The sequence below is a fragment of the Marinomonas sp. NPDC078689 genome (genome assembly GCF_044542435.1).
In the GTDB taxonomy this organism is placed as follows: domain Bacteria; phylum Pseudomonadota; class Gammaproteobacteria; order Pseudomonadales; family Marinomonadaceae; genus Marinomonas; species Marinomonas arenicola.
In genome coordinates, this window is record NZ_JBITUJ010000007.1 from 143365 (window position 1) to 157979 (window position 14615).

The following is a 14615-nucleotide window of genomic DNA, read 5'->3' on the forward strand; positions in this document are numbered from 1 at the left end:
CGTTAGAGCACAGAAAAGAGTCAAGCAGAACACATTGCCTGCAATTCTTAACCAAAAGCGTGATTAATGCCGTGTAACGTCTTTTGTTTCATTTGGTTTTCTTTCACGCTTAACGCACAATAAAAACACACAGACTACTCATCAATAGGACCCATGATATGGCAATGACAGGACTGCTTGCGTTACTCGATGACATCACCACCTTACTCGATGACGTTGCCGTATTTTCTAAAGTGGCGGCCAAGAAAACCGCTGGCGTATTAGGCGACGATCTGGCGTTAAACGCAGAACAAGTCACCGGCGTGAAGGCGGATAGAGAGCTGCCTGTTGTTTGGGCGGTTGCCAAAGGCTCTTTCATCAATAAGATCATCTTGGTGCCACTTGCGTTGGCCATCAGCGCCTTTATTCCTTGGCTGATCCAACCATTGTTAATGCTCGGTGGCGCTTACTTATGCTACGAAGGCATCGAAAAAATCCTGCATGTTTATCAGCATCGCCACGATGATAAGAGCAAGCTACACGCTGACATAGTCAAAAAACAAAGCCTGTCTGATCAGGCATTATTGGCACTTGAGAAAACCAAAGTGCGCGGCGCTATACGCACCGATTTTGTCTTATCATCTGAAATCATTGTGATTGCACTTGGCACAGTGAATGGCCAACCTTTGTTGACTCAAGCCGTCGTAGTGAGCCTGATTGCGTTATTGGTGACTGTTGGTGTGTATGCGCTGGTAGGGTTAATCGTGCGGCTCGATGACATTGGCCTTCATTTAATCCAATCAAAAGCGGCACTGGTGAAAGTAATCGGCTCAGGCATTTTGAAAAGTGCGCCCTGGGTCATTCGGCTGCTGTCTATTGTGGGGACGATCGCCATGTTTTTAGTCGGCGGTGGCATTGTTGTTCATGGTTTACCGGCGCTACACCATCTTGCTCAAGAGGCCGTTTCAGGGGAAATTACCCAACAGCCTTTCATCAGCATGATACTCAATACCGGCATTAGTTTACTGGTTGGCCTGTTACTCGGTACTCTGGTGACAGCTGGCGTCGTTTGCTTACAAAAAATGCGCCCCAATAAGCAAGGCTAATTCACGCCTTGCTTATCCTTCACGATTGGCAACACCGTTAAGTGTTGGCCAATAAATAATCAGCAAATTCCGCAAAACCAAAACCACCAGGCTGCTGAGTTTGAAAGCCTGGGTGATGCTGCATATTATCTAAGTGCTGAGCAATATTGGCGACGCCTACACTTAATGGAAAACGCGCGAACATGCTTTCATCATTGGGCGCATCGCCAACGTACACCACCTGCTGGCGACAGGCTTCTTCGTGCAAGCCATAACGCTCACGCAGCACTCTTTCTGCCATGGCAAACTTATCGTAGCCACCACCACTGACATTAATATGGATAGAACTGGCTTTGGCGTTCAACCCTTGCTCCAACAAAACCTTAAGCAAGGCGTTTTTCTCATCAATGGCTGGCGGTTTCACGTCTTGAGCATAATCAATCGCCACATCGGTTAACCGATAAGATTGATCACGCGCCAAGCGCAAACGAGGAAACGCCGTTAGCGCTTGCTGAATCTTTGCCATAATACTGGCTTGGTCCGCGAGCATTTCCGCTTCATCACGCCAAAAAGTGTAATCTAATACGCCCTCTGTGTTGGCAATAAAACAGCCGCCACCTTCGGTAATAACGCCTTCCACCGGAAGCGTTCGTGCGATCATATCTGACCACCCAGCACAGCCTCCCGTTACTGGTATCACCTTGATGCCCGCTGCGCTTAAGCGCGTCAGGGCCGCTAACGTTTGCTCCGGTAAACGCCCATGCCAGGTTAAGGTATCATCCACATCCGTGAGGATAAATCGCACCCCGTGACAAGCCTCTTTACTGAAATGTTCAAGTGATTTTATCGACATACGATTCCTAACCAACCGGCCTTAACCCACCAGCTCTACTTTGACGCCAGCAGCCTTAAGCATTTGCTGTCTTGGCTGCGTCATTTCGTCACTAAAAAAACAGTCTATATTGGAAAAAGACTCCACTCGCGCCATCGCCTTGCGATTCCATTTGTGCTGATCAGCCACTAAAAATGAATGACGACTTTGTTCGATTAACACTCTGCTCACGGCCGCTTCTTCTGGGTCGAAGTCTAAAATACCTTGCACATCATCCAGACCACCGCACCCTAAAATGCCATAGTCGAAATAATATTGGCGCAAACCAGCAAGGGTTTCTTCGCCCACTAAATCATGATGTCGATGCCGCAACTTACCGCTCAATACCCGCACTTGAATATTAGGACGAGTGCCAAAAATACTGGCCACCGTCAGGTTGTTAGTAAACACCTGCAGCGCTTTATGCTCTAACAAGGCTCGACTCACATATTCGACCGTGGTGCCCACCCCTAGAAACAACGACGAGCCGTCTGGAATGGCCTTTGCGGTTCGCTCCGCAATCGCCAACTTGGCCGCTATATTGAGATTGTGTCTGTGATCAAAAGGTAGGTTTTCCATGCTGGAAACCGGTGCAATACCGCCATGGGTACGACGCACCAGATTGCGTTCTGCCAGCTGATTTATGTCCTTGCGAATGGTCTGCGAGGAAACATCAAAATGCGCCACCATGTCTTCTACCAGTAAACTGTCCATTTGCTGAACCCAGTTCAATATCTGGCTTTGTCGTTCGTTGAGACTCAACATCATTGTCCTACACGACTAAATAAAAGAAGCAAACACAGAAGGATTGTCCGTAATCACGGCGTCCATTCCCCATTCCCAATGCTCGGTCACTGTCTCAGGATCGTTCGCGGTATAGCACAACAACTTATAGCCTTCGGCCTTCACCGCTTGCGCCTGCGCTTGCGTTAACAAGCTGTAATCACAATTCAAACTATAAGCATGAATTTGCTCTAATTGTGCCTGCCAATTCGCCGGGATCGCTTCATAAAGTTGGCCAAGGTGACGCTGTGGGTCCAACTCAAACACCATTTTTAGAGCGTCATGATTAAAGCTAGAAATAAGCAGCTTTTCATTGTCCACCCAGTACTCTTTTAATGTGTCTAAGACGGTCGGCACGATATTTTCGACGTCTGCTGTGTCGTGTTTGATTTCTAGATTCAAGCCCAACCCCAGCGCCTGAATGCAATCCAAGGCTTCGATCAAGGTAGGAATGCTTTCCCCTTTGAATTCAGCTGCAAACCAAGCACCAGCGTCCAATGTACTGGCCACCAGCGGGTCGGTTTCTCGTGTCACACCAGCGCCATTCGTACAGCGCTCTAGTGTGTCATCATGAAAAATAATCAAACCGCCTTTGTCGATCAGGTAAACGTCAATTTCTACCCACTTAACTCCGGTTTCAGCCGCCGCTTTAATCGAGGCTAAGGTATTTTCTGGTGCCAATAATGCCGCACCACGATGCCCCATCACCTTACTTTTCAAAATGTCTTTTCGTACTGCTGGATTGGTTTGCATAAAAACCTCACAAACGTTGTTGGGTAATGGCATCAAACAAATGCCAGTGCTTCAAAGGGGCCGTTAACCACATTCGACTTCCAATGTCAGGCAAATGAGGGCCTGCCAGTCGCACTACAATAGGTTTCGGTTGCTCAGTTCCATCCTCGAGCACACCATGAATTAGTGTTTCTGCACCAAGGGATTCTACCGCTTGTACTTGTAAAGAAAAGTCCCCATTGGCTTCATCGCTTTGCAATAAATGCTCTGGACGAATCCCCCACTTGATGGCGCCACGGTATTGGTGAGGCATCAGCAAGGTTAATGATTCTGACAATTCTATCCCGCGTTCAGTCAACATGGCATCAAATAAGTTCATTGATGGCGAGCCAATAAACTCCGCCACAAAGGTAGTGGCTGGCTTATCGTACAGCTCCATCGGCGTGCCAATCTGTTCCGCTTTGCCTTTGTTTAGTACCACCAAACGGTCCGCTAAGGTCATGGCTTCGACCTGATCGTGGGTCACATACAAGGTGGTGGTGGCAAGTTTACGCTGTAACTGACGAATTTCGACGCGCATTTGCACTCGTAATTTGGCGTCTAAATTCGACAAGGGTTCGTCAAACAAAAACACTTTAGGGTCGCGCACCATAGCGCGCCCCATGGCCACACGCTGGCGCTGACCACCAGACAATTGACCTGGACGACGGTCTAACAACTCGTCTAATCCCAACATCTGAGCCACATCCATCACCTTGGTGTGGCGCTCGTCTTTGGAAACACCACGGTTTTTCAAGCCGTATTCCATATTGGCACGCACCGTCATATGCGGATACAAGGCATAGTTTTGAAACACCATGGCGATATCACGATCGGCGGGCTCTTTGTCGTTCACCCGATTGCCTTTAATCAACAAGTCGCCTTGGGTAATCGTCTCAAGGCCTGCCACCATGCGCAGTAACGTTGATTTACCACAACCTGATGGCCCAACTAGGACAATGAATTCACCTTCTTCAATGCTTAAATCAATACTTGGTATCGCTTGGTAGCCATTCGGGTAGGTTTTGCCTATGTTCTTTAATACTAAATCGGTCATTGCTTACTTCTCCGCGTCAACCAAGCCTTTCACAAATAATTTTTGCATTCCCACGACCACCGCAACCGGTGGAAGCATAGCCAATAAAGTGGTTACCATGACGTAATTCCACTGAATGTCGCCATCAGGAACAGACAACATGCTCTTTATACTCATTACCAAGGTGTAATAGGTGTCATCTGTGGTAATGATCAAAGGCCAAAGATATTGGTTCCAACCATAGATAAACATAATCACAAACAAGGCCGCGATATTGGTACGCGACATCGGCAGCAAGATATCAAAGAAGAAACGAATCGGGCCGGCGCCATCAATCCTAGCCGCTTCCACTAACTCACCAGGAATCGACATAAAACACTGTCGAAACAAGAAAGTAGCCGTCGCACTGGCGATCAAAGGCAAAATCAAACCACTGTAAGAGTTCAACATATCCAAGTTCGCAATGACCTGATACGTCGGCACAATCCGTACTTCAACTGGCAACATCAGGGTCATAAAAATCACCCAGAAAATAGCACTGCGAAATGGAAAGCGGAAAAACACAATGGCATAGGCAGAAATAATCGAAATGGCAATCTTGCCAATGGTAATTCCCAGCGCCATCACTAAAGAGTTCAATAACAAATGCCAAACGGGAATTTGTAAGGTACTGCCCGCTTCCGCAAACAATACATGCGCCCAGTTCTGTACACCTTGGTCACCAAACCACAAAGGAATACTACCGGAGTTAAAAGAACCTTCTGGTTGTGTCGATCCCACCAAGGCAACCCACACAGGCAAAGCAACAATAAACACACCAATTATCAAAATAAGATGGCTAAGCAATCTCGACCAAGGACGATTCTCTATCATTAGTATTGCACCTTACGCTCAATGAAACGGAACTGAATCACCGTCATGAGTCCAACAATGGCCATTAAGACAATAGATTGCGCCGCTGATCCGCCGCTGTCTAAGCCAATAAAGCCGTCTTTAAATACCTTGTACACCAGTGTATTGGTGCTGCCGTCTGGTCCACCTTGAGTGGTGGTATCTATCACCCCAAAGGTTTCGAAAAAGGCGTACACCAAGTTGACGACCAACAAGAAAAATGTGGTGGGTGACAGCAAGGGAAACACAATGTCCCAAAAGCGCTTGAAAGAGCTGGCGCCATCGATCGCCGCCGCCTCAATCAAAGACCGAGGGATCGCTTGTAACCCAGCTAAGAAAAATAAGAAGTTATAACTAATCTGTTTCCAAGTCGCAGAAATAACCACCAAAATCATCGCCTGATCACCGTTTAAAAAGTGATTCCAATGCAGACCAATACGATCTAAAAACAAGGCCACAGGGCCGATATTTGGGTCAAATAAAATCCACCACAACACCCCAGCCAAGGCCGGCGCAACAGCGTAAGGCCACACTAATAAGGTTTGATAAACCATTCTGCCGCGAATCACTCGATCTGCCATCACCGCCAGCCAGAGCGCCACTGCGATGCCCAAAAAGGCGACCGAAAAACTAAAGACCATGGTGACTACCATGGATTTGTAATAAAGCGGGTCTTGGAATAAATCAACGAAGTTCTCAAGGCCAACAAATTGCTGGCTCAAACCAAAGGCATCTTCACGATAAAAGGCTTGCAGCACCGCCTGTCCAGCAGGCCAAAGGAAGAAAATCGCCGTGATCACCAACTGAGGTAACACCAGCAAGTAAGGCAATTTTTTTTGCGGGAAATAAACAGACATAACGTCACTCGAACAGAAACAAGAAATCAAATATCCCTATCCGTAGGACGGATAGGGATAACAACCAAAGCAATTAGTTGTGCGCTTTTTCGAACTTACGCAACAACATATCGCCACGTTTCACCGCGGTGTCTAGAGCGGCTTGTGGTGTTTCTTTACCACTCCACACACTTTCTAGCGCGCCGTTGATCACATCGCGAATCTGCACAAAGTTACCCAATCGCAAACCACGAGAGTTTACCGTCGGCTCTGATGCGGTCATTTGCAGAACCGCCGCTTCAGTACCTGGGTGCGCTTGGTAGAAACCTTCTTTTTTGGTTAGCTCATAAGCCGCGTGCGTAATCGGCAAATAGCCGGTGAACTGGTGCCACTGAGCTTGGATTTCTGGCGTAGATAGGAAGTGAAGGAAAGCCGCAGCCGCTTTGTATTCTGCTTTGTCTTTGCCTTGTAGTACCCATAAAGAAGCACCACCAATGATGGTGTTGTTAGGCTGTTTTACTTCGCTTGCCCAGTAAGGCAATGAAGACACACCAAAATCAAATTTTGCGTTACGCGTCATGCCGCCAAACGCAGAAGAAGACCCTGTGTACATAGCACATTGCTGGCTATAGAACTTAGGAGCGGAATCGCTACGACGACCACCGTAGCTGAAAATGCCACTTTTCTGCCATTCGTGCATCTTAGTGATATGCATGACTTGCAGAGGGCCATTGAACAACAACTTGGTGTCGAGACCTGAGAAGCCATCATCATTGCTCGCAAACGGCACATCGTGTCGTGCACTTAGGTTTTCAAGTTGAACCCAAGACTGCCAACCCGTGGTAAAACCACATTGTGCGCCGCTGGCTAATAATTTTTTAGAGTAGGCTGCAACCTCTTCCCATGTTTTTGGCGGTGTTGTTAGCCCCGCTTTTTTAAACATTTCTTTGTTGTAATAAAGCACTGGGGTTGAGCTATTGAAAGGCATAGACAACATGTTGCCATCTACATCCGAGTAATAACCGGTAACAGAACTGAGGTAAGCACTTGGGTCAAAATCTGCCTTAGTGTCTTTCATCAGCTTATAAACAGGATAAACAGCGCCTTTGGCGGCCATCATGGTCGCGGTACCCACTTCGAAAACTTGGACAATGGCAGGTTGTTTGTGGGCGCGGAACGCCGCAATAGCGGACGTCATGGTTTCTGTGTAAGTCCCTTTAAAAACAGGGTCTACTTTGTATTGCGTTTGCGAGTCGTTAAATTCTTTAACGATTTCATTCAATTTTTCACCGTTAGCACCACCCATAGCATGCCACCATTCAATTTCTGTGGCGGCAAAGCTGGAACTAGCAATAGACAAGCCTAATACGGTTGTCGCGAACATTGATTTACGCATTTAGGAGTTCCTCATGTGATTATTTTATTGGTTGAGAAAGCACTTTAGTAGCTCAATGTTTCATTTTTATGATATTTGAGTTTCAAATGAAAGAAAAAAGTCGAAAAAAGAAAATGATTGAACCTAAAAAGACGTTTTTAGGTTCGAAATGGATATTAAAATTCGCTAGATGAAAGCGCGGCGGTGAGCGCTTTATACTCTTTTTGCAGCTGCTCTAACGCCTGCTGCACTGTGGTGGCGTCATCGGCTTGTGCCGCAGATTCAATGCGCTTGGCGGTGTCACTCATGGCGAGCCCCGACACCTCAGCGCTTGCGCCTTTAATTCGGTGAGCAACACGCGCCACGTTTGTCCAATCTTCTGCTGCTGCGTGCGCCAGTAATTGTTCGACTAGACCGGCGCTTTCTTTCAAAAATTCTTTCGCCACCAACGTCATTAGCATCTTATTGTTGCCTAGACGATTGCCATAATTAACCGCATCAAAGTCCTGCATCCTTTCCTCTTTATTTATCCTGTATTAAGGCTTCTGGTAACCATTTTTTCAGTTGCTGTTTTAATTGATCTTGGGCAATAGGCTTCGCTAAATGGTCGTTCATTCCGGCCTCAAGACACAACTCTTTGTCACCCTTCATGGCATTCGCGCTCAACGCAACAATAGGCACATCATTCGGGGTTGCTCCAGCGGCCAACTTACGAATTTCACGGGTCGCTTCGTAGCCATCCATCACCGGCATTTGGCAATCCATGAAAATAAGATCGTAGGCTTCTGTACGCACTTTTTCCAGTGCCTCTTGCCCATTTTCTGCCACTTCAACCTCTACACCAAACATATTAAGCAGCCCTCGCACCACTATCTGGTTAGTTAAGTTGTCTTCCACCACTAACACGCGGGCATTGATAGTTAGACCGCGGCTCACTAACTCGTCTGAAAAGGTACTTGCTGCCATGATTGATTCCCCTTGTGTCGCCAATGCCATGGTTGATAATAATGTTTCTAACTGAGAATAACTAATGGGCTTTTGTATGGACTCTGACGCGGATGTTTCGGCCTCTTCTAAGCTGGATTGTAACCGAATAACCCGCACTCTAGAATGACGACATGCCGCCTGCAATCTCGACGCGTCATCGGCAGAGCAAGCTTCAGAAGCGATGCTATCAAGCAAAAGGCCATCGACATTCGATAATGACGCGTCCAATAGTAAGCTAACGCTCTCGTATAACGTATGCTGAACGTTAAAGTGCGTTAATAACTGACTAATATAGTGACGCCCTGTTTCATTCTGATAGACCACAGCCAGAGACAAATCGTACTCCGCTGTGTCTATGTCTTTTTTCTCGTGATCTAGGGCAACATGAAACCAAAAAGACGCGCCCTTGCCTTCCTGCGAGGAAAAGCCAATTTCACCGCCCATTAGCTCGATCATCTCTTTGCTGATTGCCAACCCCAAACCGGTACCGCCATATTGACGAGTGGTGGAACTATCCGCTTGTTTGAAACGCTGAAACAAGCGCTCATGCTGCGACTCAGGAATACCGATCCCAGTATCATCAACACGCACATAGAGCTCACTCGCGGTGTCACTTAAGGTGCGCGTAGAAAGGTATAAATTCACTTCGCCGTCACGGGTAAACTTAATCGCATTGCCCAATAAATTGACCAATATCTGCTTCACCCTTAACCGATCTCCGATCAGCACCACGGAAGGTATGTATACCGCAGGCACATTAAAGGCGATGTTTTTTTCTTCTGCTTTTACCACCAGCAAACGAGACACTTCTTCCACCAATTCTCGAACATCAAACGGCTCATGCTCTAATGCAATGCTGCCTATCTCGATTTTAGACAAATCCAAAATGTCGTTAATAATGCCCATTAAGGACTCTGCGCTTTGTTTCGAGAGGTTCGCTAAGTTCGTTTGTTCTGGGCGAAGCCCGGTATTTTCTAAGAGCGACAAACACCCAATCACACCATTTAATGGGGTCCTAATTTCATGGCTCATATTCGCCAAGAAAGCGCTTTTCGCTCGGTTTGCATTTTCGGCCGCCTGTTGGGCATCGCTATGGGCAAGCTGGGCTTTTTTTAACGACTGATTGGCACGCGATAAATCCCTCGTACGTAACAACACTCGGCTTTCTATTTCCGCCGTATGGCTACTAACCACCAATAAAAACCACCCAAGCATAGCGGCTAAGAAAAAGCCCCCAGCCAACACAAAATGCACGCCCCAAGGTTGGCGATAAAACGCCGCTTCACTCACTTGAAATAAATGCCAGTGCTTTGCCCCTACAACCACTTCGTAACTCACCGCATGGCCAAAAGTCTTCGCTTCGTATCTGTCTAGAACGGTTTGTACTGACAAATCCGCCCCCTGACTCTTGGCTAATATCGCGGGCGAGGCCCCATTGTCGCCTTCATCAATTAAGTAAAGCTGCGTATTGGGCAACACGCCTCTGTCCACTATTGCTTTGGCTAAAAAATCCATGCGCAACACCATGGTAGCGACGCTTTTTAGCTTGTCTGAATTGTCATGAAACAGAGGCAAAAAGAGCAATACGGCCGTATCACCCTGCACTAACTGAATAGGCGGCGTCGCGTAAAGTCGATTGAGTTTGATGGACTGATCTAAGGCGTGCCGTCGGCTTTTCTGTGAATAAATATCATAGCCCAACGCATTTTTATTGCTTTCCTGCCGATTCATAAAGGTCACAACGATATATTTAGACCGCGGTTCGACTGGCATAAACCCACCCTTACCGTCTCTTTCTTTAACGTAGAATTTATAATCTGGGTAATTTTTCTGAATCTCCTCCTCAAACGCGGCAAGGTCCTGTTGATACACCACCATATTCAAAGAGACCGCATAAATAGACGAATCACGCTCTAAAATACCGTCTGTATAACGCGTAAACTCGTCTGCGGTGACACCTTCGCTGCCTCTTACCAGCCCCATGATGCCGTATAGAACACTTTCCATATTGTTGAGCCGGTTGTTCAATGAGATGTCTACCAACTCGGCGTTTGAATCAAATTCTTCTTGTTGCTTAACATACTCAAAATGCCGCACACCATAAGACAACCCTATGGTGACCGAGATGATCATCAAGAGACCTACCAGCAATTGAAAAGGGCGATCCAGCTTGCTGTTAAACACAGACGGAAACAGCACCACAAACCACGGCACCACAACCAGAACGCCAATAAAATCCCCCGTCCACCAACTGAGCCATTCGGCTAATACATTGCCTCGTTCAATGCGCCCCACTATGTATAAAGCCGTAACCGAGATGCTGGCACTCACAATCGTCGAAAGAAGGCCAACCAAAACAATAAAGCGCAAAACTAATGCGGAGTTATGAAACGCAAATGGCAAGGGACTATAACGTTGGACCAGCCGATAGCCGATGTAAGTTTGTAGGGTCGCCGCCAAAGAAAGAACAATAAATAAGGGCAGAAGAAAGGCATGATGATGCATTTTCGCGACCATCACGCTTAAGAGAATCGAACCGATAAAAACACCGAGTAAGGCCCAATATCGAAACAGCAGCACGGCCATCAAGGCAAACCCAGCCGCTGGAAATACAATGGTGGCGTAACCTGGCGATACCACCTCTGCCAAACCTAATAGGCCAAACAGAAGGTATCCTAATGTTGTCAGTGCAGTGACTGTCATTCCTTTGCGCATAGTAGGGGTCATTCGTCTGTTTGAAAGCAATCTATGGGCTTATCTATTATCAATTTATATTAACATCAAAGACCAAGAACAAAGTTTCTATTAGTGTAGACAAAAAACGCCCGCCATAGTCTCCTAAAAGCGTTACGATATGTAATAAGAAAAGTATGTATGTAAATGGTGCGCCCCATCCTGTCGTATCAGTATCTTATCGGCATAAAAAAGGCGCGATCTTAGACCGCGCCTTGCGTATTACAACACGGTGGATGACCTTGTTATAACTGGAATTGATTGACCGCTAAGGTCAGTTTTTCGGACAAGCCATCTAATCGTTTGGCGGTTGAAACCGTGTTTTTCGCCGCTGCCGAGCCCTCTCCAGTAATGGTCGCAATTTCATCTATTTTGCGCGCTATATCATCACTGGCATTGCTTTGCTCTAATAAGGCGTTACAAATATAGTTAATCGCTTCCTCTACCTGATCGGTGCTGCCGCGCACTTGCGTCATAGAGCCGCCGGCTTTTTCTGCCAACAGAACCCCTTTTTCGACCTGCAACAATTCGGCTTCCATACTGCCTGCTACGGCAACGGTCACTTCTTGAATTTTGGTGACGATAAAGGTGATTTCCTTCGTCGATTCGGCGGTACGCTGGGCAAGATTACGAATCTCATCGGCTACAACAGAAAAGCCTCGACCTTGCTCGCCCGCTCGCGCTGCTTCGATCGCGGCATTTAGCGCCAACAAATTGGTCTGATCCGCCACATCTCGAATCACCTGCATGATGTTATTAATATCACTAGAGCGTTTTTCTAAATCTCGAATCAATGACGATGAATCTTGTGACAACTGAGAAATTTTGGTCATCTCTTTGGTCGCCGACAAGACCACTTCTCCCGCTTCGGCAGACAACTTGCCAGATTGAATCGAAAAGTCCTGCGCATTCTTCGCCTGCTCTGCCACCTGCCCTATGCTAACCGACAATTCTTGTACCGTAGAAGCCACTGAAGTCGTCGCTTCGCTTTGCCCTAGGGCGCTATTTGCACTGTGCTCTGACGCGTCGAACAACTGACTTGCCGCCGCAGACACTTCGTGTGACCCTTCTTTTACATGACACAAAATGGCGTGGGTTTTCTCAACAAATTCATTCATAGAGCTGGCAATGGCCGCCAATTCATCACGTCCTTCCACTGGCAAGCGCTGAGTTAAATCCCCTTCGCTAAGCTGTCCCACGACGGTTTGAATGCGAAACACTCGCTTGCGTAAATCGCTCGCCACAAAGCGCTGCATGGCCACCACAAACACACCACCGGCCAACAAAGGCGCGAGGATCAGCCATAAAATACTGTGCATCAGTTCAGAAATCACATCGTAAGACTGCTGCTCTTTGACTTGGTTATCCTCGATCAGCTGATCAATGCGCTCGATCATAGGAATAAGCTGAAGCCCATAAATAGCATCGGGGATTTGCAACGCATCTTGGGGGCTGTCTGGCGCAATTTTTATCGCACTATTAAATTGCTTGTCGTATTCCGACCATAATCTGGCGATGTCATTCAGTAAGGCTCTGGTTTGCTCTGGGCTAATTGCCTTAACCACTTCTGCCTCTTCCGAGTCATCTGCGTTACTAACAGCACCCTGGTGAGGTTTTTCTTGCTGTGTGTTCGAGTCATTTTCAGACTCTTTCTTTTCAGGCGGTAAGCTTGTTTCGATTTGCGCCAATAGCGAAACTATTTTGGCATTGGCGGCGTCGAGCGCGGTTTTTGTATTCGGTAAAATGGGGTCGTTTTTTGCCACCGATAAAGCCGTCGCTTTGATTTCAAAAAAGCTCTGAGAGGTCGCAACCTGACTTTGATACTGGTGAAAGCCATTGCGCAAACCCGAAAGGGTATAAGCGCTGAAAACACCCACCAAAATAATACTGATCGAAGTAATGGCAGAGAGCAGCCACATTTTTTTATTAATACTCAAACCTGTGTCTCCGAAAAAGAAGGCTAGATCACGCCCGAAGCGCGACTTCTGAATCGGTCACAATACAGTAACAATATTAAGGAAATGTAACAGTGGCTCACTAGATCAACTTGTATTGCTCATACACTTTTCCCATTATGGGAACTAGCAGAAAAGCCCAAAAATGATGATGACCTAACGAAGTTTTTAGGCCAACGCAGCCGTGTCAGTGAAGTTCTGAATAAAAAAAGAGCACTTAGCCTTAAAATGATTCGCAGCCTTCATCAAGGGCTGAACATTCCTTTAGACGCACTAGTGAAAGATTACCCACTAGAAAGAGAAACGGTTTAACCTCGCTTTCATAAGGATTATTAAATGGATTTATCTCCCGCTGATGCGGTCACCGTGAAAAGTGCGGCTTAAAACGGCGATACAGAGCTTGAGAGGCTGTGATTTATCAGAAAAATAGGTCTGAGGGCTTTAGGCAGTAAGAAGAAGTGAACGAATACAGAGGATGGTGCCCAGAGACGGAATCGAACCGCCGACACGAGGATTTTCAATCCTCTGCTCTACCGACTGAGCTATCTGGGCAAATCAAGAATTTATGGTTTTTTTGGGAGTAAACCATTTTTGCCAAAAAAAAGGCCATCTATTGCTAGATGGCCTTTCTTTTTAAATCATGGTGCCCAGAGACGGAATCGAACCGCCGACACGAGGATTTTCAATCCTCTGCTCTACCGACTGAGCTATCTGGGCAAGTGCGGCGTATTATAGATGAGTCTCATTGTTCGTCAATAGTTTTTTTAAAATTTTTAATAAAAACTTAGAGATGCGCTTAGGTCTGTTATTATCTCCTCATATCAAGGAGATAAAAAATGCTTCATATTGTTTTGTACCAACCTGAGATTCCACCTAATACCGGCAACGTGATTCGCCTATGCGCGAATACCGGCTACCAGCTTCATTTGATTGAGCCATTAGGCTTTGACCTAGAAGATAAGAAGCTGCGCCGAGCTGGGTTGGATTACCATGAATTTGCGCGCCTGAAGCGCTACCCAGACTTTCAGGCATTTGTTGACCAGAATGACATAGGCACGATTTACGCGCTCACCACGAAAGGCAGTCGCCCTCACAGTGAAGCGGCGTTTAAAGCCAACGATGTGCTGGTATTTGGGCCTGAGACACGTGGCTTGCCTGCTGAGTTTATTGAAGCGCTACCAAAAGAGCAGCGCTTACGTTTACCGATGCAAGCTAACTCGCGCAGTTTAAATCTGTCTAACACAGTTGCCGTGATGGTCTATGAATCATGGCGTCAGCTTGGCTATCAAATGCCGGCTGGCGAGCAATAATAA

The 14615-nt window shown here is 46.8% G+C and carries 12 protein-coding genes and 2 tRNA genes; 2 read left to right on the forward strand and 12 right to left on the reverse strand.

Translation table 11 applies throughout. The features are described from left to right. Positions 1-158 precede the first annotated feature (158 nt). Positions 159-1085, forward strand: coding sequence for a DUF808 domain-containing protein (locus ACIGBN_RS12635; protein WP_396665829.1), 927 nt, complete (start codon positions 159-161; stop codon positions 1083-1085). A gap of 37 nt (positions 1086-1122) precedes the next feature. On the opposite strand, the gene ACIGBN_RS12640 is transcribed toward ACIGBN_RS12635, so the two are convergent. From ACIGBN_RS12640 to ACIGBN_RS12695, 12 genes are all read right to left on the reverse strand, one after another. Continuing rightward, positions 1123-1917: an HAD-IIB family hydrolase gene (locus ACIGBN_RS12640; RefSeq protein WP_396665831.1), complete on the reverse strand. Its 795-nt coding sequence runs from the start codon at positions 1915-1917 to the stop codon at positions 1123-1125. A gap of 21 nt (positions 1918-1938) precedes the next feature. Further along, positions 1939-2703 (reverse strand): DeoR/GlpR family DNA-binding transcription regulator, encoded by a 765-nt coding sequence (locus tag ACIGBN_RS12645; RefSeq protein ID WP_341567606.1) that lies wholly within the window; start codon positions 2701-2703, stop codon positions 1939-1941. 12 nt (positions 2704-2715) lie between these two features. Continuing rightward, on the reverse strand, positions 2716-3471 hold the full coding sequence (locus ACIGBN_RS12650; RefSeq protein ID WP_341563245.1) for a glycerophosphoryl diester phosphodiesterase: 756 nt from the start codon (positions 3469-3471) through the stop codon (positions 2716-2718). 7 nt (positions 3472-3478) lie between these two features. Next, a complete protein-coding gene (locus ACIGBN_RS12655) occupies positions 3479-4546 on the reverse strand; it encodes a sn-glycerol-3-phosphate import ATP-binding protein UgpC (protein ID WP_396665833.1) in 1068 nt (355 codons plus the stop codon). A gap of 3 nt (positions 4547-4549) precedes the next feature. Beyond that, positions 4550-5398, reverse strand: a complete 849-nt coding sequence (gene ugpE / locus ACIGBN_RS12660; RefSeq protein ID WP_133002472.1) for a sn-glycerol-3-phosphate ABC transporter permease UgpE — start codon at positions 5396-5398, stop codon at positions 4550-4552. Further along, positions 5398-6273 (reverse strand): sn-glycerol-3-phosphate ABC transporter permease UgpA, encoded by an 876-nt coding sequence (gene ugpA / locus ACIGBN_RS12665; protein ID WP_133002471.1) that lies wholly within the window; start codon positions 6271-6273, stop codon positions 5398-5400. The genes ugpE and ugpA overlap by 1 nt, the downstream gene beginning before the upstream one ends. A gap of 73 nt (positions 6274-6346) precedes the next feature. Continuing rightward, the gene (gene ugpB, locus ACIGBN_RS12670; protein WP_133002470.1) at positions 6347-7648 is read right to left on the reverse strand and encodes a sn-glycerol-3-phosphate ABC transporter substrate-binding protein UgpB; all 1302 of its coding nucleotides are present in this window, start codon (positions 7646-7648) and stop codon (positions 6347-6349) included. A gap of 155 nt (positions 7649-7803) precedes the next feature. Then, the gene (locus tag ACIGBN_RS12675; RefSeq protein ID WP_396665837.1) at positions 7804-8139 is read right to left on the reverse strand and encodes an Hpt domain-containing protein; all 336 of its coding nucleotides are present in this window, start codon (positions 8137-8139) and stop codon (positions 7804-7806) included. A gap of 10 nt (positions 8140-8149) precedes the next feature. Then, positions 8150-11317 (reverse strand): ATP-binding protein, encoded by a 3168-nt coding sequence (locus tag ACIGBN_RS12680; protein ID WP_396665839.1) that lies wholly within the window; start codon positions 11315-11317, stop codon positions 8150-8152. 275 nt (positions 11318-11592) lie between these two features. Beyond that, complete coding sequence (locus tag ACIGBN_RS12685) at positions 11593-13284, reverse strand: methyl-accepting chemotaxis protein (RefSeq protein WP_396665841.1); 1692 nt, start codon at positions 13282-13284, stop codon at positions 11593-11595. 494 nt (positions 13285-13778) lie between these two features. Next, positions 13779-13854: transfer RNA gene (locus ACIGBN_RS12690), tRNA-Phe, on the reverse strand. A gap of 89 nt (positions 13855-13943) precedes the next feature. After that, positions 13944-14019: transfer RNA gene (locus tag ACIGBN_RS12695), tRNA-Phe, on the reverse strand. A 119-nt stretch (positions 14020-14138) separates the two neighbouring features. Between ACIGBN_RS12695 and trmL the strand changes: the two genes are divergently transcribed. After that, positions 14139-14612 carry a tRNA (uridine(34)/cytosine(34)/5-carboxymethylaminomethyluridine(34)-2'-O)-methyltransferase TrmL gene (gene trmL, locus ACIGBN_RS12700; protein WP_133002466.1) on the forward strand — a complete coding sequence of 158 codons (474 nt, stop codon included), beginning with the start codon at positions 14139-14141 and terminating at the stop codon, positions 14610-14612. Positions 14613-14615 lie beyond the last annotated feature (3 nt).